The organism is Helicobacter marmotae (genome assembly GCF_003364255.1).
GTDB classification, from domain to species: domain Bacteria; phylum Campylobacterota; class Campylobacteria; order Campylobacterales; family Helicobacteraceae; genus Helicobacter_C; species Helicobacter_C marmotae.
This window is the reverse complement of sequence record NZ_NXLR01000008.1, coordinates 1-22,009: the sequence shown is the minus strand read 5'-3', so window position 1 is coordinate 22,009 and position 22,009 is coordinate 1. Positions and strand designations below refer to the sequence as shown.

The 22,009-nt window shown below is 40.9% G+C and carries 18 protein-coding genes; 10 read left to right on the top strand and 8 right to left on the bottom strand.

What is annotated here, in order from left to right:
* Positions 1-2 precede the first annotated feature (2 nt).
* From CQA63_RS05165 to CQA63_RS05135, 7 genes are all read right to left on the bottom strand, one after another.
* Positions 3-878, bottom strand: coding sequence for a M23 family metallopeptidase (locus tag CQA63_RS05165; RefSeq protein WP_104700119.1), 876 nt, complete (start codon positions 876-878; stop codon positions 3-5).
* Positions 863-2,080, bottom strand: coding sequence for a folylpolyglutamate synthase/dihydrofolate synthase family protein (locus CQA63_RS05160; protein WP_233706626.1), 1,218 nt, complete (start codon positions 2,078-2,080; stop codon positions 863-865). The genes CQA63_RS05165 and CQA63_RS05160 overlap by 16 nt, the downstream gene beginning before the upstream one ends.
* A gap of 8 nt (positions 2,081-2,088) precedes the next feature.
* A complete protein-coding gene (locus tag CQA63_RS05155) occupies positions 2,089-3,126 on the bottom strand; it encodes a hypothetical protein (RefSeq protein WP_233706625.1) in 1,038 nt (345 codons plus the stop codon).
* Complete coding sequence (lptE, locus tag CQA63_RS05150) at positions 3,110-3,631, bottom strand: LPS assembly lipoprotein LptE (RefSeq protein ID WP_104700117.1); 522 nt, start codon at positions 3,629-3,631, stop codon at positions 3,110-3,112. Before lptE ends, CQA63_RS05155 begins: the two co-directional genes overlap by 17 nt.
* Positions 3,628-6,111, bottom strand: a complete 2,484-nt coding sequence (gene leuS / locus CQA63_RS05145) for a leucine--tRNA ligase (RefSeq protein ID WP_104700116.1) — start codon at positions 6,109-6,111, stop codon at positions 3,628-3,630. The genes lptE and leuS overlap by 4 nt, the downstream gene beginning before the upstream one ends.
* Before the next feature lie 51 nt (positions 6,112-6,162).
* Positions 6,163-7,308 carry an HP0729 family protein gene (locus CQA63_RS05140; RefSeq protein ID WP_104700115.1) on the bottom strand — a complete coding sequence of 382 codons (1,146 nt, stop codon included), beginning with the start codon at positions 7,306-7,308 and terminating at the stop codon, positions 6,163-6,165.
* Positions 7,309-7,372: 64 nt separating this feature from the next.
* Positions 7,373-7,567, bottom strand: a complete 195-nt coding sequence (locus CQA63_RS05135; RefSeq protein WP_147288732.1) for a hypothetical protein — start codon at positions 7,565-7,567, stop codon at positions 7,373-7,375.
* A gap of 3 nt (positions 7,568-7,570) precedes the next feature.
* Here CQA63_RS05135 and CQA63_RS09460 point away from each other — a divergent pair, with 3 nt between their 5' ends.
* From CQA63_RS09460 to CQA63_RS05090, 10 genes are all read left to right on the top strand, one after another.
* Positions 7,571-7,846, top strand: a complete 276-nt coding sequence (locus CQA63_RS09460; protein ID WP_147288731.1) for a hypothetical protein — start codon at positions 7,571-7,573, stop codon at positions 7,844-7,846.
* Positions 7,847-8,186: 340 nt separating this feature from the next.
* Entirely contained in the window at positions 8,187-10,394 is a 2,208-nt protein-coding gene (gene flhA, locus CQA63_RS05130) for a flagellar biosynthesis protein FlhA (protein ID WP_104700114.1), read from the top strand.
* An 8-nt stretch (positions 10,395-10,402) separates the two neighbouring features.
* Positions 10,403-11,515: a DHH family phosphoesterase gene (locus tag CQA63_RS05125; RefSeq protein ID WP_104700113.1), complete on the top strand. Its 1,113-nt coding sequence runs from the start codon at positions 10,403-10,405 to the stop codon at positions 11,513-11,515.
* A complete protein-coding gene (locus tag CQA63_RS05120) occupies positions 11,512-11,775 on the top strand; it encodes a hypothetical protein (protein ID WP_104700112.1) in 264 nt (87 codons plus the stop codon). Before CQA63_RS05125 ends, CQA63_RS05120 begins: the two co-directional genes overlap by 4 nt.
* 1 nt (position 11,776) lies before the next feature.
* Positions 11,777-13,330: a phosphoribosylglycinamide formyltransferase gene (gene purN, locus CQA63_RS05115; protein ID WP_115511834.1), complete on the top strand. Its 1,554-nt coding sequence runs from the start codon at positions 11,777-11,779 to the stop codon at positions 13,328-13,330.
* Positions 13,315-14,496: a cation:proton antiporter gene (locus tag CQA63_RS05110; protein ID WP_104700590.1), complete on the top strand. Its 1,182-nt coding sequence runs from the start codon at positions 13,315-13,317 to the stop codon at positions 14,494-14,496. Before purN ends, CQA63_RS05110 begins: the two co-directional genes overlap by 16 nt.
* Positions 14,496-15,890 (top strand): sodium-dependent transporter, encoded by a 1,395-nt coding sequence (locus CQA63_RS05105; RefSeq protein WP_104700589.1) that lies wholly within the window; start codon positions 14,496-14,498, stop codon positions 15,888-15,890. The genes CQA63_RS05110 and CQA63_RS05105 overlap by 1 nt, the downstream gene beginning before the upstream one ends.
* A gap of 8 nt (positions 15,891-15,898) precedes the next feature.
* Positions 15,899-17,689, top strand: a complete 1,791-nt coding sequence (locus CQA63_RS05100) for an extracellular solute-binding protein (protein ID WP_104700588.1) — start codon at positions 15,899-15,901, stop codon at positions 17,687-17,689.
* A gap of 65 nt (positions 17,690-17,754) precedes the next feature.
* Positions 17,755-19,527, top strand: a complete 1,773-nt coding sequence (locus CQA63_RS05095) for an ABC transporter ATP-binding protein/permease (RefSeq protein WP_104700587.1) — start codon at positions 17,755-17,757, stop codon at positions 19,525-19,527.
* A gap of 1 nt (position 19,528) precedes the next feature.
* Positions 19,529-21,301, top strand: a complete 1,773-nt coding sequence (locus CQA63_RS05090; RefSeq protein WP_104700586.1) for an ATP-binding protein — start codon at positions 19,529-19,531, stop codon at positions 21,299-21,301.
* Here the strand turns inward: CQA63_RS05090 and CQA63_RS09455 are convergent.
* A complete protein-coding gene (locus CQA63_RS09455) occupies positions 21,217-21,528 on the bottom strand; it encodes a hypothetical protein (RefSeq protein WP_147288730.1) in 312 nt (103 codons plus the stop codon). The two genes, CQA63_RS05090 and CQA63_RS09455, sit on opposite strands and share 85 nt — an antisense overlap.
* Positions 21,529-22,009: the final 481 nt, after the last annotated feature.

Below are 22,009 nucleotides of genomic sequence, written 5' to 3'. Positions count from 1 at the left end.
TATCAATAAGGCATGACGTATTCATCATTCTGATAGCTTACACGATAATTCTTAAGCTGAATAATATCATCAAGCGCCCACACTAAACTTTTCCAATCAATGGCGCTATTTACGCCAATAACTTGGGCAAAATTATCACTATTCCAATCTGTGTAATTTGCTACAGGCAAGGCAGAATCAATAAAGTGCAAATCATAATACAAACTTGCGCTTGAGCCACTATAGCCTATCACTTGCCCCTTAGTTACAAAATCCCCCTTTTGGACTATGACTTTACCTAAATGCCCATAATTTGAGGTAAATCCATAAGAATGCTGAATCTGTACAAGATGATTTTCACTCCCCGCTACCCGCACAGAATCAATAATACCATTTGCCGTGGCATACACGGGCGTATCTTGGCTCAGTGTATAAATCGAAGCACTCTTATGGGGAAACACTTTATTAATAAAACTACTCACAGGGTCGCCATTAGGGATAATCTTTAAAATCATATCTTTTTGCAACGAAGAGAGAGATTCAAGATCAATATTTTGGTTATTATGCGTTTCATGGTTGCGCTTATGGACATTAACGATATTTTCAAGCTCATTAATCTTGCTACTCACCTTTAAAAGCTCGCTTGTTTTGTAGTCAATATTACGTTCTAATTCGCTATTTTTCTCATAAATACTTTGAAAGTTTTCACGTACCTGCGTATTGTTTGCCAAAATCACTTCAAGCTCATTCATCAAAAAATGTGCGATTACAAAATATAAAATCACCACTACAACAATACCCGCTCCTAAAAAAAGTGCAACTTTCTGCACTAAACGATGCACACTAAACTGCCTAGAACCATTATCATCAATAATAGAAATCATTAATTTATCTTGCACTCTATTCCTTTGTATTGTTGTAAAAATGTCTCAACGACACTAAAAGAACCAAAAACGAGGTAATCTCTATCTGCTTTGATTTGGTTTATATCAAAGTCTTTATATGGAATTGCCAACTTTTGAAGTATGTTTATTAGCCTTTGTTTGGGACAAATTCTAGGATTCTCCACAGATATAATTAAAACCTGCTTAATGATTGGCAAAAGCACATATAAAATAGCCTCCATATCCTTTTGAAAATAGCTATTATACACTAGATAGACCTTTTTTGTGCCAAAATGCTCACTTAATACCCTAGCTCCGTCAATATTATGCCCCACATCAAGCATGATATGGGCATTTAAAGCCTCACATCTCCCACGAAGTGAAAGCCCACCAAGCCCTTGAAAAACAAATTTCATTCCAAGATAGAGAAGAATGCGCATTGCGCTATAGAGATTAGCACGTAAGAATGAGGGGAGATGATAAGCTAGCACATACTCCCTAAAAGCCTCTATATCATCGCTAAAATCGCTATCTTGGCTAATATCTGTAATCATTTCACACACTATGCCCCTCTCTTGTGCTATGCTTTGAGCAAGTGGTATGACTTCTTTATGTATTTGTTTAGCTATCAAAGTATATCCGCTCATCGCCCTAAGTTTAGTAAGCGCTATCTCTTGCACACTCTGCCCAAGCATATCTTGATGATCTAAGCCAATAGGGGTATAAACACTTACATTTGCACCTATCACAGAAGTAGAATCATACTCTCCCCCAACCCCTGCCTCAAGCACAAGATATTCATAATCCCTAGCAAGCACAAAAGCAAGCAAAGTAGCATATTCAAAATAACTCGCCTCATGGACAGATTCTATACTCCAAAGCCTTTGATGAGCCGATTCAAGCTCTGCGCTATGAATATCACCTTGATAATCTTCCCTACTTATATAATAACGTTCGTTGAAGCTAAGTAAATGTGGCGAGCTAAAATGAAGCACACTTTTGTGATTCTGCGCCAATCCCATACTCACAAACCGCCCCGTGCTCCCCTTGCCATTTGTGCCCATAATATGTATCACCTTGCATGTATGGGTTAAATATTCATTAAAGCCATACACAGGGGCAATTTGGGCATAGATTCTCCCCATACGTCCTCTATCAAATGGTGCATATTCTGCGCCCTTGCTTGCAAGCACTTCTTCAAGGCTTAACATCCGCATACCCCCTCTTATGTGCCCTCACTCAATAAATGCGAGAGCTTCTCATTCATATCTTTTAAAGAGGTAAATGTCTTTAAATCAAACACCTTTAATTCAAAGCTAAAGGTAAAAGTACTCCCCTGATAGGAAAACTTCTGTTTCTCTAACTGCTTGGCAATAGGGCTTATTTGCTCTAATGCACTTTGTGTATCTATACCCTTAAACATAAGCGCAAAGCCATTTTTATAATCCCCTACTAAAAAGCCATTTTTAAGCCCATTAAGGCAGAGCTTTTTTAGAATCTCCATAGCCTTGGGATTAACTTCCTTAATATCCACCCTCTCTTTATTTGAAAAATCTAAATTCACTACCTTAAATGCAGCCACACAGCCACTTTGTAGCATTTCTTTATCTTCATACAATGCCTCCGCTTTACTCGAAGACTTTATGCCTAAAAGCTTTTCAATGCCATCAAGCATACGGCTTTCTACAAGCATTTCAGGGTGCATCATTAGCACAGATGAGAGCTCTAAAGCCTCTTTGCTCACTTTCCCTTGAGAATCTAGCTCCCGCAACGTGTGGGCGATGATATTTGTTAGCCTTTTGAGTGTCTCTATGTGCATTTTAGACGCCCTAAACTGCTCCCAATACTTCACTAGCTTTTGGGTATCTTCTAATTGATTAATGCTACTTAAGCGGAATAAAAAGGCATAGCGATTTTTCGCCCCGATAGAAAACATATCAGAAATCGTCCCTAGCAATTTACGAATAAGTGCCTTTAAACTCTGCAAATGCTCAATGGAGCAATTTTGCTTTGATTCTCTTAAAAGCAGGGCGGCTATCTCTATAAACTCATCAGGGTTTCTTGCCTTTTTTAGCTGCTCTTGTTCAGTTTTATCAAATTTATTCAACCACTGCATTTGCCAATTTAGCTCTTCTATCTGCTCCCATCCATCAAGCTTAGCCATTTCATAAAACATATCAAAATACGCCTTAGGCGTAGGAGGCTTCTTAGCAAAATACAATCGCTGGAGTGCTTTGCGAGAAATATCATCTATTTTCATCATAAAACTCCCCATAATACGCCACTTGAGAGATAAATTTATCAAGGGCTGAATTGGTAGCTTGAGTGATAGATTCTAAACGATATTGATCAAGCACAAGTGTTGAAGTAAAGTCCGCACTATAGTCATAATAGCCAGAGTTTATTACATCAAAGTTCGCTCCATTAATATTCTCAAAATGAATCCCAAGCACAATATTGGTGCGATAATAGCTCACAAAGCCTTGTTGATTATAAGCCACAGGCGTTTGGGTGATACTTTGGACATTGATTTTTAAAAAGCTCTTCGCCTCATCTTTACTTTTGAGGCTACTTGCAAAACGTTTGATAATAGCATTATTGACCGTATCTTTGACCATACTTCCCGATTCTGGCACGGAGGCATTCATTATAATATCCACATACACTCCATCATTAAAAATACTCTGTGCATAATAGCTCACCGGCTGATACCCACAGCCCATAGAGAAAAACACACATAATACAAAAAAGCAAAGCTTTTTCATCATTTCACCACAAAATTCACAAGCTTATTTGGCACGACAATTTCCTTAAGTATCGTTGCATCTTTAAGCCATTTCTCCACACTCTGCTTTGCTTCATTAATAATCTCTTCTTGGCTTAGCTCTAAGCTAAGTTCAATTTCTGATCGTTTCTTGCCATTAAGCGTGATGGCATATTTCACCCTCTCTTTTTTTAAGGCATTATAATCAACCTCTATATGCCCAAAATTAGCTAGTTTAAAATACCGCTGGCTTAACTCCCAGCAAATATGAGGCGCTATAGGCTCTAAAATATGCAAAAGGATAAAATACCCCTCACTCCACACTTGAGTATTTTCCTGCTCACTTAGGGCATTAAATGCCTCCATAGTCGCCGCTATAAGGGTATTAAAGGGATAGCCAACTTGCTTTTTGCTAAAAATATCATGGCTTTTTTGCAATGCCTCATAGACTTTCTGGCGCGCATACTGCTCATTACTCTTTAAATCTTTATGAGTAATTTTAGGCAAAGTCTCTGTAGATTCTATATGCACCGCCCTATCCCATAATCGCCTTAAAAACCTATAAGCCCCCTCTAATGCGCTATCATTCCACTCTAACTCGCGCATAGGAGGCGCGGCAAAAAGCACAAAAAGCCGCGCACTATCTGCCCCAAAGCGCGCAATAATCTCATTGGGATTGACTATATTCCCCTTACTTTTACTCATTTTTGCACCATTTTTAAGCACCATACCTTGAGTGAGTAAGTTAGCAAAAGGCTCATCAATCTGCACATAGCCTAAATCCCGCAGCACTTTTGTAAAAAAGCGCGCATACAATAAATGCAAAATCGCATGCTCTATGCCGCCTATGTATTCATCTACATTAAGCCAATATTTCAAACACGTTGTGTCAAAAGGCTTATCTTCCCACATACTCGGTGGTGTGCTATAGCGTAGAAAATACCAGCTTGATTGCACAAAGGTATCCATAGTATCACTCTCTCTTAATGCTTCCTTACCGCATTTTGGGCAGGAGCAATGCCTCCAAGTGGGGTGTTTATCAAGCGGATTACCCTCCCCATTAATCACCACATCTTCAGGTAAGGTAATAGGCAGATTAGCCATATTCTCAGGCACAATCCCACACGATTGGCAATGTACCATAGGGATAGGCGCACCCCAATATCGCTGCCTTGAAACCCCCCAATCACGCAAACGATACATAATCACACCCTCACCCATACCTCTTTGCTCAAAAAGGGCGATGATTTGCTCTTTTGCTTGCGTGGAACTCAGGGCATTAAAAGTCTCACTATTAACCAAATACCCCTCTTCTATCTCCATTACTCCTTGAGACATTTGCTCTTGTGTGGGGATAGGCTCATCTTTTTGCCTTGTAAGCACGCATTTAAGAGGGAGATTATAAACCTTAGCAAACTCATAATCGCGCTCATCATGCATTGGCACGCTCATAATCGCCCCCGTGCCATACTCCATAAGCACAAAATTTGCCACCCACACAGGGATTTCTTCACCCGTGAGCGGGTGTATCACGCGCACACCTAAATCAAAGCCGATTTTGTCTTTTTGCGCTCTCTCTCTTGCATTGGTATTACGCAACGATTCTATAGCTTCTTTTAGCTCTCCTTTAAGGGCATTTTTGGCTAATAATGCCTCTACTACAGGGTGCTCTGGGGCAATCGCACAATATGTAACGCCATAAATGGTATCAGGACGTGTGGTAAAAACCTCTAGCCCAGATATGCCTAGCTTTTTTACAGAGGGAGCATTAAAGGCAAAGGAGAACTTCAAACCCTTTGATTTACCAATCCAATTTCTTTGCATACTCAGCACTTGCGGGGGCCAATGCCCCTCTAATGTGTCTAAATACGCAAGCAACTCTTCAGCATAATCTGTGATTTTAATATAGTATTGAAACATTTGTTTTTGCACCACAGGGGTATCACATCGCCAGCATTTCCCCTCAATGACTTGCTCATTAGCAAGGATAGTCTTATCATTGGGGCAGTAATTCAAAGAAGCTTCCTTACGATAAATAAGCCCCTTTTCCCACATTTTGATAAAAAATTCTTGTTCAAAACGTGTATAAAGGCTATCACAAGTAGCAAACTCTCTCTCCCTAGAAAAGCTAAGTCCTAAGGAATTTAGCTCTCTTTTCATCGCCTCTATATTACTATATGTCCAAGTTTTGGGGTGGCTTTTGTTTTTAATAGCCGCATTTTCAGCCGGCATACCAAAGGCGTCCCAACCCATAGGGTGCAAGACGTTATAGCCATTTTTACGATAATTCCTAGCAAGCGCATCGCCAATGCAATAATTCCTCACATGCCCCATATGTATCGCCCCACTCGGGTAGGGAAACATACTTAAAATATACTTTTTCTCCTTTTTAGAGTCTATCTCTAAGGGCTCAAAACTCCTATGCTCCTGCCAATAATCTTGCCATTTAGATTCTATATGCTTGGGATTATATTCTTCTGCCATGATTTGCTCGCTTTTATAAATTCAACAAACATTATAAAGAAAAAGCTTAAATCATATATCCTTGTATTGCTCTAAAGCCAGCTTAGCACGCAAGAGTAATACAAGCACACTCTCCCTCCCCACGCCTAAGATTTCATTACGCAAGGCTAGTGCATCTTTAATGTCTGCCCTTTTCTCATGGGCTATGGGATTACGTGCTTTTTTTAAGAAAGATATAAAGTTTGGAATATCAAATTTTAAATTACTTTTTAGCTGATAGGATAAACCCCTATTTTTATCCATAATCTGCCTTGTCCATAATTCAAGCGCATCTTGCACATCTCTATGCTTTAAAACATTGTGTAATTCAGATAGACTTGGAGCTGTACTCTTGCCTTGCAGCCAATCTCCTAATATATACTTATTCCCTCCATAGCACTGCTCTTGTATCGATCTATCATACCCACATAAAAGGAGCACTAAAGGACGCATAAGCGCTAAAAGCTCTTGCTCTACGCTTTTAGCATAGAGCATAACAATCCCCGTGCAGTCATATAAAGGATTCTTTTTATTATGAGCAAACTCCACTTCGGCATTCACAAGATTATCCATCGTATCTACACACATCACTTTCTCTAATTCCAACCCCACGACATAATCAAGCAAAACTTTGCGCATTTGTATTTGCTCTTCCCTTTTAAACACACTATGATAGTGCTTCTCTCCAGGGATAGAAAAATATGACTTCTCATTCTTTAGCTCTATTAAAAGCGGATACGTGTAGTTATTACCATAGAGTGCATAAGTGCGATTCCCATTATAAGGTGTCCTCCAATTTGATAAAAATTTATCGCGTATTTGTGTAAAGTCATTACGCACTAACTCTCGCATATCTTCAATGCAAAACCACCATTCCACGCAAAGACCTTTCTCTTGGTAATACTCGGGTGCTTTGGCATTTTGTGTTTTATCAATAGCCACTACCTTGCATACAAATAAATTTGCATAATCGCTCAAAAATAATTGCAAAGGCTTATTGGGGGATACTTCTTTTGCTATCTTTTGTATATCAAGGTGAGAATCTTGCCCTATCTCCCCTTGGCGCATAGCTGATTTAATCTTCCCAAAAGCTACCTTCTTCTCAAGCTTTAAAATTGCTAAATGTGCTTCTATCACATCAGCTTGGTAATAGGGGTTATACAAAATAAGCATATTCATACTCTATCCTTTAAGGCTCTAAAATCGCACACTCTTATAACACACATAGCATAATTGCACAACCCTAAGTTATCTCAAAGCACAAGTGTGAAGCATTGATAAGGGAATCTGCTACTTGCTCTTGCACGTAGCGAAAATTGCTGTGGGCTTTCTGTGAATCATTGCTTTTTGGAATGCTAGTAGATTTTATCCCATTGTCATGTCTTGCGGGCAGGCGCAAGCCCAACCGAAGTATCTCTGTGGGAATCACTCGACGCACTTTTTGGTAATGCTAAGGGAGATTCTTCGCTTCGCTCAGAATGACAAAGTAATTTCCCTTGCGGGTAGCAAAGTTTGTCATTCTGAGCATTATGAAAAAAAAACTCCACCCGAATTACTAGCGACTCCGTTACTTTGTCATTCTGAGGGAAGGCAAAGCCTGACCGAAGAATCTCTAAAGGAATCACTAGTCGCTAAAAGAGATTCTTCGCCTGCTATGCAGGCTCAGAATGACAAACTTTGCTACCGCTTGAGTTGCACAAACCACCCAAAAGGGTAAAAAAGTTAATATAGAGTGCCCCCCGCAGGGCTTTAGGCGGTTTGCAAAATTTATTTTTGCAAACCAAGACATCAAATTAATAGAAATGCCCCCCAGCACAGGCGCTTTTAGGCGACAATTTAAAGCCCTTAGAAAAAGACTTGATAGATAAGCCGAAGGCTTAGCTATAAGTCAATCTTTAGGCGGGACGCAAAAATTCACTTTTTGCGTCCCAAGATATTAAATTATACTCGCCAAGAGAGCACAAGAGGAGCCTAGCCCAATAATTTAATAATTCCTGCTACAATGCCACACTTTAGCACATTCATTGCCACCAGCCACAGCATAGAAAGGAAGCACTTTGGCGCTTAATGCAGCACAGATTCTCAACTCAAGCTTGCCATTTTTAAAGAGTATCTCTCAAGGTAAAGGCATAGTTGTTGTATGTTTTATCATGCTCATTATGAGTATTATCATCGTGCCACTCCCTAGCAATGTACTTGATTTTTTGCTAAGTATTTCTATTGCGCTCTCTTTGCTTATTATCCTTATAGCCCTCCAAGTTGATAAAGCAACCGATTTTTCTACTTTCCCCACGATTTTACTTCTTGTAACGCTCTATCGCTTAGCACTCAATGTCGCTACTACGCGTATGATTTTAAGCGAGGGGCATAATGGCGTAGATGCAGTGAGTAATATCGTAGCCGCATTTGGGCATTTTGTCGTGGGGGGGAATTATGTCATAGGCATTATTGTCTTTACCATTCTTGTTGTGGTTAATCTCATTGTTATCACCAATGGCTCTACACGTATTACTGAAGTGAGGGCGAGATTCACACTTGATGCTATGCCGGGAAAACAAATGGCAATTGATGCAGATGTCAATGCTGGGCTGATAGGGCAAGATGAAGCCCAAAAGAGACGCGAAGCCCTAGCCCAAGAAGCAGACTTTTATGGCACAATGGATGGAGCGAGTAAATTTGTCAAAGGTGATGCGATAGCCTCTATTATCATCACTATTGTAAATATCATAGGTGGGTTTCTTATAGGGGTTTTCACACATGGCATGAGTGTAAAGCAAAGTGCAGAGACATTTACTATCCTCACCATTGGCGATGGACTCGTAGGGCAAATCCCCGCCCTTATTGTCTCCACTGCTACAGGTATCATCACTACACGAGCGGCTAAAAGCTCCCAAGCAAGCAATAATTTTGCCCAAGACATCATTACACAAATCACTAATAATGCGAAGATTCTCTTAACCGTTGGCATTATTTTAATGCTTTTTGCCCTTGTGCCCGGGCTCCCTCTCTCTTTAGGCTTTGTGGGAGCGTTTTTCTTATTTATAGCCTATTTAACAAACCGCGAAGATAAGGGGAGCTTTTTTGCATTTATAGAAAAGTACTTTCGTAAAAAGACTCCCCTAGATACCACGCAAGCAGAGCCAAAAGACAAAGAGCTAGATATATCTCATCATAAAGCCCAAAAAGTCCAAAAAAGCGAAGAAGAAATCAAAAAAGAAGAAGAAAATATTATTAATGAAGCCCTTAAAGTGGAGACTTTAGAGATTTATTTAGGCTATGGGCTTATCCGCCTAGCAGATGTGAAGCAAAATGGTGATTTGCTCGAGAGAATCCGAGCTATGCGTAAAAATATCGCCTCAGATTATGGGTTTTTAGTCCCCCAGATTCGTATTAAAGACAATCTCAATCTCCAGCCCAATGAATATGCTATCTTGCTTAAGGGTGTCAAAATCGCTCAAGGCTCTGTTATGCCTGATAAATTTCTTGCTATGGATACGGGTATGGTAGCCCAAGAAATTGAAGGTATTAAAACTAAAGAGCCAGCCTTTGGTATGGACGCTTTATGGATAGACCCTAAAGACAAAGAAGATGCCATTATCCAAGGCTATAACATCATAGACCCATCTACAATTATCACCACGCATTTAACCGAGCTTATCAAAACCTATGCTGAAGACTTTATCACCCGAGATGAAGTGAAAATGCTTATGGATAGACATGCCCAAAGCTACCCTGTCATTATCGCTGAATCGCAAAAAATCCCTATGAGCACGATTTTACATGTATTACGTGAATTACTCCATGAACGTATCCCCATTAAAGACTTGCCCACGATTTTAGAGAGTATTACTGATACCTATCCCATATTGCAAAATGACACCCAAAGTATCGTTGAGCAAGTCCGCGCAAGGCTAGCACGTACCATTACAGATATTTTTAAAGCCGAAGATGGGAGTTTGAAGATTTTTACCCTCACCCTCACAAGCGAGCAATACCTCATAGATAGGCTTAAAGAACAGCCCCAAGGCAAAAGCTTTGTGCTGCATTCAAATGATGTACAAAAGCTTGTGCAAGCTGTAGAAGAGGAGGATATGAAGCTCAAACAAAAAAACATTAACCCCATTATGCTCGTAGATTATAGAATCCGCAAGCCATTAGTGAAGCTTTTAGAGCCATTTGGTATTAAAATGAGTATTATTAGTAATGCAGAAATCGACCCACGCGTGCGATTTGAAATCGTAGGCACACTCAATATAGAATTTTAAGGAAATATATGCAAGTTTTTCATCTCTCTCACACTGATTTAGACGGATATGGTGCTCAATTTATCGCAAAAGAGTTTTTCTCTGATATTACATTTTATAATGCCAATTATGGCAAAGAAGTGATTGTGCGCTTAAATACGATACTTGATAGCATTGCCAATCTCCCTATAGAAGACCCAAAAAGTCTCTTGAATGCAAAATTTGGCAAAGCCCCTAAAGCCGTGCCGATAAAATACCTAATCCTTATTACAGACTTAAATCTCACTCTACATGAAGCAAATTATCTACAAAAACATATAGAAGAGCTAAAAATCACAGGATATGATATAGACCTCCTGCTCCTAGACCACCACATCAGCGGGCAAGAATGTGCCCAAAAATACCCATGGTATCACCTTGATAGCACTCGCTGCGCTTCCAAAATCACCTTTGAAACACTCACTTCCCACTATACCCTGCTTGATAAAACGCGCTTAGAGTGGCTAAGCCATTTAAGCGATATGATTAATTCTGTGGATATTTGGATTGAAGAGGGATATAAATTTGACTTTGGTAAAGTCGCTATGGGGGCGATTAGTGCAAGCTTTGAGCTTAATCGATTTATGTTTGAAGAAGAGCATAGGACATATAAATTTGCCATTATAGAATCTATGAGGGAGTTTATAGAGCTCCCTTGCGGGGAAGTGGCATTTGATAATGCGCTTTATGGCATTAAAAAGTCCATTCTCGGGGGTAATCCACAAACCCAAACTATGGATAATATTATCTCGCATGCCCAAGTGAAACTTTTAAGTCAAAAAAAGCAGCTCTGCAGCATCGTCTATAATGACAAAAAAGGCTTTTTAAGCTACTCTATGGGGGGAATTAGCGTTTTAGCAAATCTCTTTTTACGTTCCAACCCCGAATATGACTTTTATATTGATGTTAATCCTAGAGGGAATGTCTCTTTACGCGCAAATGGGAATTGCGATGTCAGTATGATGAGTAGAGAGCTCTTTGGCGGTGGCGGGCATAAAAACGCCTCAGGCGGGAAAATCGAGGGCTTTAAGGAAAGTTTTGCCTATATTGATATTAAAATGCAAATTGAATATATCCTCAATAAACACAAGGAGCATGCATGAGTATAGAAGAGAATATCAACCAAGAAGTCGCCCTGGAGATGAGCCTTGAAGAAATGGCTTTAGAAGTACTTGATATGCTAGGTGTCGCTCTGCGCTTTGCGGGAGCTAAAAAGGAGCATGTCGCTAAACTTACAGAGCTTTACTCCACGCAAATGGATAAATTCTATGAGTTTTTACCCGATGATGCACCATATGGGCAAGATGAAATGGTAGAGATTATCAAATCTCTCAAAAAAGACTACCCCGAGTTTTTTAACTAAAATGATTCTCCCCTGTGCTATCCTCTTTAGCGGGAATGGAAGCAATATGCAAAATCTCATAGAGCATTTGCATAATCGCACATTTTGCACTCCTAAAAAAGAGCAAATCACCCTACAAATCGCCCTTACACTCACTAATAACCCCAAGGCTTATGGCATTAAACGCGCACAAAAGCTTCAAATCCCTTGTTTTATCCTCCCTCAAAGCGACTTCCCCACACGCACTGCATTTGATGGTGCAATGGCAGAGATTTTATCCAAACATAATATCGCACATATCTTTTTAGCGGGCTTTATGAGGATATTAACTCCCGCTTTCACCCAAAGCTTTTCTATCATTAATATCCACCCCTCTCTTTTGCCAGAACATAAGGGCGCACATGGCATTAGAGATAGCTTTTACTCTCCTTCGCCTTATGGGGGCGTGTCTGTGCATTGGGTGAATGAAGAGCTTGATAGCGGGGAGATTATCGCTCAAGAGAAAGTAGCCAAATACCCCCATGACACACTAGAATCTTTTGAAGAGCGAATTCATGCTTGCGAGCATACGCTCTACCCTCGTGCCATTTTACAAGCCCTCCGCCTCACCCCCTGCCCACACACAAACTCCCCTACCCCCAACTCCAACACTCCTACTGCCCACCCTACTACGTCTAAATCCTCCCCTTGTGATTCCAGGCCCTCTAAGGAAAGTAAAGCAAATTTAAAGGAATCACTAGAAAGGCAGCCATTTCGTCATTCCAAGCATTGCGAAGAAACTCCACCCGAATCACCAGTGACTCCGTTATTTTGTCATTCTGAGGGAGCACAAGGTGCGACCGAAGAATCTCTAAACGAGTCACTAGTCACCCACAGAGATTCTTCGCCTGTTTCACAGGCTCAGAATGACAAAATAATTTCCCTTGCGGGTAGCCAAGTTTGTCATTCTGAACGTTATGAAGAATCGCTTCGCAAAGCCGCTAGACAATCCCAGTCCCATTGTCATTCTGAGGGCGGGCGTGGCCCAACCGAAGAATCTCTCTTGTCCGCTAAAGACTCTTCAACAGAATCACCAGAAAGGCAGCCACTTTGTCATTCTGAGCGAAGCGAAGAATCTCTAAACGAGTCACTAGTCACCCACAGAGATTCTTCGCCTGTTTCACAGGCTCAGAATGACAAAATAATTTCCCTTGCGGGTAGCCAAGTTTGTCATTCTGAACGTTATGAAGAATCGCTTCGCAAAGCCGCTAGACAATCCCAGTCCCATTGTCATTCTGAGGGCGGGCGTAGCCCAACCGAAGAATCTCTCTTGTCCGCTAAAGACTCTTCAACAGAATCACCAGAAAGGCAGCCACTTTGTCATTCTGAGCGAAGCGAAGAATCTCTAAAGGAATCACTAGTCGCCCACAGAGATTCTTCGCCTCCTACGCTCCCTCAGAATGACAATGAATCCAACCCGCAAGACAAAATTACCTTGCAAGGGAAAGCGCCACATATAGCGAATCTAACATATCTCAAAGCCCTCCGCATACGCACAGAAAACCCCTATAAAGGAGACATATGCATAGCCCCATAGAAACATTAAGTGCATTTAGTATCTTTGCCTTGCTTATTTTGTTTGCCTCTCCTATTAGTAGCCTTACGCGTATCCCTATTGTCGTAGTAGAGATGATTTTAGGTGCGCTCAGTGCGCATTTCTTTACTTTCATTAAAGATATAGAGGAGGTGAGCATTGTCGCTGAAGTAGGGTTTTTATTTTTAATGTTTTTATGCGGATTAGAGGTAGATATTAAGTCTTTTCTTAAACTTGGCAATAGCTTTTTGCTAAGAGCTTTGGGATATTTTTGCACACTTTATGCCCTAACCTGTATCGTGGTCTTTAGCTTTGGGATTTCATATATCTATATTGCTGCGTTTCCTGTGATGAGTTTAGGTATGATTGTAGCTCTTATTAAAGACTATGGCAAGGAGCAGCCATGGCTTGATTTAGCCTTGAAAATTGGAATCTTAGGTGAGCTAGTGAGCATTGGGGCATTGGTTATTATCGATGGAGCTTCACGTCATGGTGTAGGAAGTCAGTTAGGGCAGAAGCTGCTTATTTTAGTGCTCTTTTTGGTCTTTGTGATTTGTGGCTTTAGAGTGGCTAAAGTACTCTTTTGGTGGATGCCCAAACTCCGCTTTTTATTCCTCCCGCGCGATGATAGTAACTCCCAAGACTTGCGCTTTGTATTTTTCTTACTTTTTAGCTTTGTGCTTTTAATGATGATTTTAGACATTAAGGCTGTGCTAGGGGCATTCCTTGCTGGTTGTATTTTAAGCACATTTTTTAAGCATAAGCAAGCATTACCCGAGCAGCTAAATCACTTCGGTTTTGGCTTTTTAGTGCCATTTTTCTTTATCCATGTGGGCTCTACGCTTGATTTAAACGCACTTTTTAAAGATACGCAAATCCTCTTGCATGCCTCATATTTGATACTAGGAATGCTAACTTTGCGCCTTGTGAGTGCGAGCATTGTCTTTGGCTCATATTTCAAAAGTGCTAAATCTACTCTCCTTTTTGCACTCAGCGATTCTATGCCTCTTACATTCCTTATTGCCACTGCTACTTTAGGTAAAGGCATTGGCGAGCTTAATGATACGCTTTATGCGTCATTTCTGCTTGGTGCAATCTTAGAGGGTATCATCTTTAGCATTATCATTAAGCTCGTTTATGTGCTCTGGACTCCTAAAAAGGATAAATAATGCAAACACCTCAAACATCGCGTCAAACATCAAGGCAGACTTGGAGCTCTTCTTTAACCTACATTCTCACGCTTGCAGGGGCTACCATTGGCTTTGGGGCGACTTGGAGATTCCCCTACCTTGTGGGAGAAAATGGCGGGGGCGCGTATGTGCTTGTGTTTATTATCGCTATGATTTTAGTGGGTATCCCTGTGATTTTGGTAGAAAATGTCATTGGCAGGAGGGCGCATAAAAACACTATTGACGCCTTTAGCGGCAGCATAAAGGGTAAAAGCATACCGAAATTTTATAAGATTATCGGCTATCTTAGCCTACTTGGGGCATTTGGCATTATGGCATATTATATGGTGCTTGGAGGCTGGGTCATTAGCTATATTATGAGCATTCTTAATGGCACGCTTAATCTTGCCTCTCCCATTAGTAAAGAGCTCGCCCTTAGCTTCTATGAAGAGCATATCGAGCATAATCCCCTAAATATTGGCATATATACCACTCTCTTTGTAGCACTAAATTGGGTGATTCTCAAAAAGGGCGTGATTGATGGCATTGAGCGGAGTATGAAATACCTTATGCCCTTACTTTTGCTGTGTTTGTTGATTATGGTAGTGCGTAATCTCACGTTGCCCGGAGCAATGGAGGGTGTGAAGTTCTATCTCACGCCTGATTTTAGTAAAATCACTCCAAAGCTCTTCATTGATGTATTGGGGCAAGTGTTTTTTGCCCTATCGCTTGGCTTTGGGGTGATGATTACTTTAAGCTCCTATCTACAAAAAGAAGAAAATATGATAAAAACTGCCATTGCCACAGGTATGCTTAATACCCTAATCGCGCTTTTAGCGGGATTTATGATTTTCCCATCGCTTTTTAGCTTCGGCTTAGAGCCAGACAAGGGTCCTAGCCTTGTGTTTCAGACACTCCCTATTGTGTTTTCACATATTTATTTTGGTAATGTCTTTGCAATTATCTTTTTCTTACTGCTCATTACCGCTGCGCTTACCACCTCCCTGCCCATATATGAGGTTATCATCACTGCCCTTTATGAAAAATGCAAAATCTCACGCACACAAGCGATAAATTACACATTAGGCTTTATCTTCATCTGTGGGAATCTCCCTTGTATCCTTGCTTATGGACCTTGGGAGCATATCACATGGCAGGGGAAAAATATTTTTGATATTTTTGATTTTATCAGTGGGAATATCCTCTTTGTGCTAACTTCATTAGCGAGTTTGCTTTTTGCTGGCTGGGTGCTAAAAGATGAAGCAAAAAGGGAGCTAAGTAATAACTACACACTCTCCCCTAAAGCCGTAAGCCTTTGGTATGTGTATATTAAATTTTGCCTGCCTTTTGTGATTTTAGCTATTTTCATAGCAGGCATTGCCCCGCTCTTTTAAGTCTAAATATGCAAAAGCTTTTTAGCCTCTGCCTCTATGCCCTCTGCCTCTTATGCCCTAAGGAGGCTTTGAGTGCTTATGCCCTAAGTATTGATGGCACTCCCAAATACCCTAAAACTTTCACGCATTTTGATTATGCTAATGCCAATGCCCCTAAAGGAGGCACTCTTAGAGGATTCGCACTAGGGACGTTTGATAGCCTTAATCCTTTTGCACAAAAGGGCAATGCAGGCGCTGAACTCTCAACACTTATATATGATACACTCACGCACCAAAGCCTTGATGAGCCTTTTAGTGAATATGGCTTAGTGGCAGATTCTATGCAAGTAGGCAAAGATTACATTATCTTTCATATCAATCCAAGGGCAAAATTTAGCGATGGAGTGAAGATAAGCGCAGAAGATGTTAAATTTAGCTTTGAATGCCTATCCCAGCTTGGTAAGATTGAGTTTAGACGTTATTATGCAGATGTAGCGCGTGTAGAAGTGCTAAACCCTAATGAAGTGAAATTTTCTTTTAAAAATGATTCTAATAAAGAGCTTCCCCTTATCCTTGGGCAGCTCCCTGTACTCCCTAAACATATCTATATGCAAGGAGAGAAAAATACATTTTTTGACAACCCTTTGCATACGCCCATAGGCAGCGGGGCATATAGGCTTAAATCCTATGATTTAGGGCGGAGTATCACCTATGAACGTAACCCCAACTACTGGGCAAAAGACCACCCCACGCAAAAGGGGCGATTTAACTTTGATACAATCACCATACAATACTACAAAGACGCGCAAGTCGCTCAAAATGCCTTTATGGCGGGGGAATACGACTATCGCATAGAGAGCTCAGCAAAGGTATGGGCAAAGGACTATGAGGGGAGGGCAAGAAGTGAAGGAAAGATTATTTTAAAAGCTTTCCCACACTCCTTGCCTAGCGCCCTACAGGGGTTTTTCTTTAATACACGCAAAGAGCTTTTTAGCGATATACGCGTGAGGGAAGCCATCTTGCAGGCTTTTGACTTTGAATGGAGTAATAAAAACTTATTTTTCAATCAATATGCGCGCACTACGCATATTTTTAATAACTCCCCCTTTGCCTCTTCCCTCCTCCCCACAGGCTTAGAGCGCGAAATTCTCCTTACATATAAAAACAAGCTAGATTCAAGAATCTTTAATGAAATCTACACTATCCCGCGCACAGATGGCGCTAAAGTGCGCGGAGAAAATTTAAGAGAAAATCTCAAATACGCTAGAGACTTACTAGAGAGTGCGGGCTTTTATATCCATAATGGCATACTCTATACGCCTAAAGGTGTACCCTTTAGCTTTGAAATACTTATCTCTTATGAGGGCTTTGAGCGAATATGCCTGCCCTTTGTGAAAAATCTCAATAAACTTGGCATTCAAGCGAGCATTAAAAGAGTAGATGACTCCCAATACATTAACCGCGTGAGGGCTTTTGAATATGATATGGTTATTGAGGTTTTAGGGCAGAGTTTATTCCCCGGAAATGAGCAAAACTACTACTGGAGCTCAAAAGTAGCCAACACTAAGGGGAGTAAGAACTTCGCAGGTGTGCATGATGAAGTGGTAGATTCACTTATTACACGCCTTATTAACGCCCCGAGTAAAGAGCAGAGAATCGCCACAGGCAAAGCCCTTGATAGAGTGCTCCTCTGGGGCTTTTATGTGATACCACATTTCAATCTCCCTGCTTTTCGCATAGCCTATTATAGGCATATTGCTATGCCAGATTCCGCCCCGCCTTATGGGATAGACCCTTATTTATGGTGGAAGGAGAAATAAGCCTATAAAAAGCAGAGGCAAGTTATAATATCCACACCCAAACATTATGGCAATAAAGGAGTTTTATGGCAGGCAGTCCAAGTGATATTATGATTTTGCGTTCTCTCACTACAAGGCGAGATAAAGTCATCTTAGCCTTGCTATTTTTAGCTACCATTTTACTCTCTTGCATTGAGACTATAGGCATTAGTATTATTATGCCTTTTATTACCTTTGCGAGTAATCCGGATATGATATTCTCACATTGGAGCTCTCAATGGCTCTATAATGCCCTAAACCTCTCTAGTTCGCTAGAATTTATGTATCTCTTTAGCTTAGCTTTAATTCTTTTCTATCTCTTTAGGGCACTTTATAATAGCTTTTATAACTACGCCTTAGCGCGCTTTGCTTTCTCTAAATTTCACTTTTTTGCGTATCGCTTATTTTGTAAAAATGTAGAGCTAAGCTACCTTGATTTTACCACGTATAAGACAGATAAACTTAGGGCAAATATCATCACAGAGGCGCAAAATGCCTCATTCTATCTGCAGAATCTCCTGCAGTTAAGCGCTGAGTTTTTCACCATAGCCCTTATGTATGCGCTTTTATTAATAGTAAGTTGGAAGATGACTTTAGTCCTTACTCTCCTCCTAGTCGCACAAGTAGCCCTTATCCTTAAAGCCTTAACTAAAAAGATTAAAGACAAAGGTGAGTTGAATGTAGAGCTAAATGCCAAAGTGGGCGAGATTATCACTAAAACTTTTGGGAATTTTAAATTTATCAAGCTTAAAGGGAATCAAAAGGAAGTCCTTAGTGCCTTTTGGCGTATTTCACAAGAGCGCACTCATGCGACTATCATCACCCAAACCCTCCTGCCTATACCGCGCATTGTTTTAGAGACTATAGGCTTTTGCGTGCTTGTGGCGTGTGTGGGCTATATTCTCTTTAAATACCAAGACGCCAGCGCGGTAATCCCCATAATCTCTATGTACGCCCTAGCCCTTTATAGAATCCTCCCTGCCCTAAGCCGTATCCTCTATAACTTTAACACAATGTCTTATTATAGCTCCGCACTCAAAAGCATATATGAAAACCTCATATTCCACACAGAGGCTGAAGAAAACGAACCTTGCGAGTTTAAGCACACCATCACTTTAAAGCATATTGACTTTGCATACGTGCCAGAGAAGCCTATTTTGCAAGATTTCTCCTTAGAGATTAAAAAGGGAGAGCAAGTTGCCTTTATCGGTGAGAGCGGCAGCGGGAAGAGCACATTGGTAGATATTATCATAGGTATTTATAAGCCCCAAAATGGGCAATTACTTGTAGATAATGTACCCATCACTAATGCCAATCTCCGCTCATGGCGTAAAAAGATAGGCTATATCCCTCAACATATCTATCTCTTTGATGGCTCTGTAGCAGAGAATGTCGCCTTTGGGAGCGAGCTAGATGAAGAGAAAGTCAAGCTTGCTTGCAAAAAGGCGTGCATTTTAGACTTTTTAGAGCAACATCAGGGCATACATACCCGCGTGGGAGAGGGCGGGATATTACTTAGCGGAGGACAAAAGCAAAGAATAGGCATAGCACGTGCGATTTATGATGACCCAGAAATTTTAGTGCTTGATGAAGCCACATCTGCGCTTGATAATCAAACAGAATCTGACATTATGGAGCAAATCTATCATGTAGCTGAGAACAAAACTTTGCTTATCATAGCCCACCGCCTAAGCACGATAGAGCGCTGCGAGCGTAAAATTAAGCTAGAGCCACTATCCATAAAAGCCCCCACCCCTAGCCCCATAGCAAATGAACTCCCCAGCCACATAACATCTAAAAAGCCCCAACAAAAGGAGTAAAATGAAGCATTATTTGGACTTTATCTCATCTCAAAATCTCCTAGACAATGAGATTTTTAATCTCCTCAAATGCACGCAAGAAGAGGGCAAAATACTCCAATATATGGCAAAGCAATTAATACTTGGGGAGAATGAATTTGTCGTGCATGAGCTACTTGTTAAGGCTTGCTCCACACAGAGTGCTAGAAATCTCTCCCTCACAGATTCAGCTAATAAGCCCGCGGGGCAGTACTTGCATTATTTGTATCATATCCGCAATCTCATCGAGCTAGGTTGGCTTGCTCAAAGCACATTTTTGCAAAATAAGCCCACAGATATAGCCCTGCTTGAACTCTACAATGAGACAATCTGCCTATCCCATGCCTTTTTAAAGCTCCTAGAAGATGGGGCGCTTTTTGCGGATTTACCAGAGATTACAGCGTATGAAGACCATTTAGAATATTTAAAAGACTGCTTTGCTTACATAGATTTACTACATAAAACAAGCTCCCTTAAATGGTCTCAAAAGCTAAATTCCCCATCCCTTAGCCATGCCAATCATCGCCTAAAGCTTATGGAAGAGCGTATCAATGCACGTCTTAAGATTACGCATAAAGACCTAAGAGTGCTAAAACTCATCAAAGACAATCACCTTGATAAAAAAGAGCAAATTATTTTCTTCGCGCTTTTAAAGGAGGAATACACCAGCAGTGATGAAAGCCTGCGGGATATGAACGCGCTTTTGGAGCTTATAAGCCATGATGAATATGACAAAATCAAAAACCGCCCCCTCCTTGATGAGACTTCCACCCTTGTGCAAAAGGGCTTAATCGACTATGAGGAGAGTTTGGGCTATTATGGCGGTATATCGCGGCATTTTTTTATCCCTGAACAGATTTTGCAAAGCATTATCCACTCTAAAAAACGCCCCAAAACAAGCCTTGATACCCTCCTCAAAGAGCAAGATATTTTCGAGCTTTTAGAGCCTAAACAGGATTTAAAAGAGATTATCCTTGATGATAGCACCAGAGAAATACTTGATAATCTCCTCGCACAAGTCAATGCCAATGTGGCACATTTATTAAAACTATGGGGCATTAGAGAAAAAAGAGGGGGCATAAGTGCCAAAGTGCTGCTTTATGGACCTCCGGGCACGGGTAAAACGATCACCGCCCTAGCCCTAGCAAAAAGCCTAAAAAAGCAGATATTAAGCTTTGATTGCTCTAAGATTCTCTCTAAATGGGTAGGAGAGTCTGAAAAAAATGTGCGCAAAATATTTGATAGCTATAAAGACATTTCTCAAGCGAGTAAAACCCAGCCTATCCTCCTCTTAAATGAAGCAGACCAATTTCTTAGCTCACGGGGGCAAAGTGCTAGCAGTGTGGATAAAATGCACAACCAAATGCAAAATATCTTTTTAGAGCAAATTGAACGTTTTGAAGGTATTTTAATCGCTACGACAAATTTATTAGAGCATGTTGATAGTGCCTTTTCAAGGCGCTTTGAGTATAAAATCGCCTTTAAACGCCCAAACCTTGCTCAGCGAGAAGCCCTCTGGCTGAAACACCTCCCTAAAGCCGCCCCGTATGGGAAAGATTCTAAAGAGGAGCTAGCAAAGGCTTTGAGTGAGTATGACTTAAGCGGAGGGCAAATCGCCCTTGTGGTTAAAAACACCGCCTATAAAGTCGCCACCAAGCCCCAGCCTATTTTTCATAAAGAAGACTTTTTAAAGCATATCAAGGCAGAGCTAAGTGGCAATTTTGATGGAGAAAAGAGCATGGGCTTTAGACGATAGGGTTTATTATGTGTGGGTTTCCCTTGCGGGTAGTTAAGTCTATTCCCTATAAGGACACAAAGTTTGTCATTCTGAGCTTGAGAATCAAGCGAAAAATTGCTGTTAGAATTGCTAGAAACTCTGCCACTATTGTCATTCTGAGAGAGCGTAGCGACCGAAGAATCTCTTTTGGCGACTAGTGATTCTTGTAGAGATTCTTCGGGCATAAAGCCCGCAAGACATGACAAGAGGGGTAGAGTCTCTAGTATATAAAAGCAATTCTTCGCCTCCTAAAGGAATCACTAGTCGTGCTTTTTGGTGTTTTTGAAAGAGAGTCCTTAGTAGATAAAAGAGATTCTTCGCCTCCTAAAGGAGGCTCAGAATGACAAGAGGGGTAGAGTCTCTAGTATATAAGAGAGATTCTTCGGTTGGGCTACGCCCGCCCTCAGAATGACAAGCTAATTTCCCTTGTGAGGTAATTTTATTTTGTGGGTTGGACTTGTTGTCATGTCTTTACTGCCGCAGGGGGTGAAGAATTGTTTTTTGGATTACTAGCGACTCTGCCACTATTGTCATTCTGAGGGAGTGGTAATGACCGAAGAATCTCTGTGGGCGACTAGTGATTCGTTTAGAGATTCTTCGCTTCGCTTAGAATGACAAATTGGCTGCCTTTCTGGTATTTCTGTTAGAGAGTCTTTAGCGGATAAGGGAGATTCTTCGGTTGGGCTA

Coding starts and splice junctions, on each gene's coding strand:
- lptE (WP_104700117.1), bottom strand. CDS start 3,631: ATGATGAAAAAGCTTTGCTTTTTTGTATTATGTGTGTTTTTCTCTATG.
- leuS (WP_104700116.1), bottom strand. CDS start 6,111: ATGGCAGAAGAATATAATCCCAAGCATATAGAATCTAAATGGCAAGAT.
- CQA63_RS05160 (WP_233706626.1), bottom strand. CDS start 2,080: ATGCGGATGTTAAGCCTTGAAGAAGTGCTTGCAAGCAAGGGCGCAGAA.
- CQA63_RS05105 (WP_104700589.1), top strand. CDS start 14,496: ATGCAAACACCTCAAACATCGCGTCAAACATCAAGGCAGACTTGGAGC.
- CQA63_RS05120 (WP_104700112.1), top strand. CDS start 11,512: ATGAGTATAGAAGAGAATATCAACCAAGAAGTCGCCCTGGAGATGAGC.
- CQA63_RS05125 (WP_104700113.1), top strand. CDS start 10,403: ATGCAAGTTTTTCATCTCTCTCACACTGATTTAGACGGATATGGTGCT.
- CQA63_RS05095 (WP_104700587.1), top strand. CDS start 17,755: ATGGCAGGCAGTCCAAGTGATATTATGATTTTGCGTTCTCTCACTACA.
- purN (WP_115511834.1), top strand. CDS start 11,777: ATGATTCTCCCCTGTGCTATCCTCTTTAGCGGGAATGGAAGCAATATG.
- CQA63_RS05155 (WP_233706625.1), bottom strand. CDS start 3,126: ATGATGAAAATAGATGATATTTCTCGCAAAGCACTCCAGCGATTGTAT.
- CQA63_RS05140 (WP_104700115.1), bottom strand. CDS start 7,308: ATGAATATGCTTATTTTGTATAACCCCTATTACCAAGCTGATGTGATA.
- CQA63_RS05110 (WP_104700590.1), top strand. CDS start 13,315: ATGCATAGCCCCATAGAAACATTAAGTGCATTTAGTATCTTTGCCTTG.
- CQA63_RS05100 (WP_104700588.1), top strand. CDS start 15,899: ATGCAAAAGCTTTTTAGCCTCTGCCTCTATGCCCTCTGCCTCTTATGC.
- CQA63_RS05090 (WP_104700586.1), top strand. CDS start 19,529: ATGAAGCATTATTTGGACTTTATCTCATCTCAAAATCTCCTAGACAAT.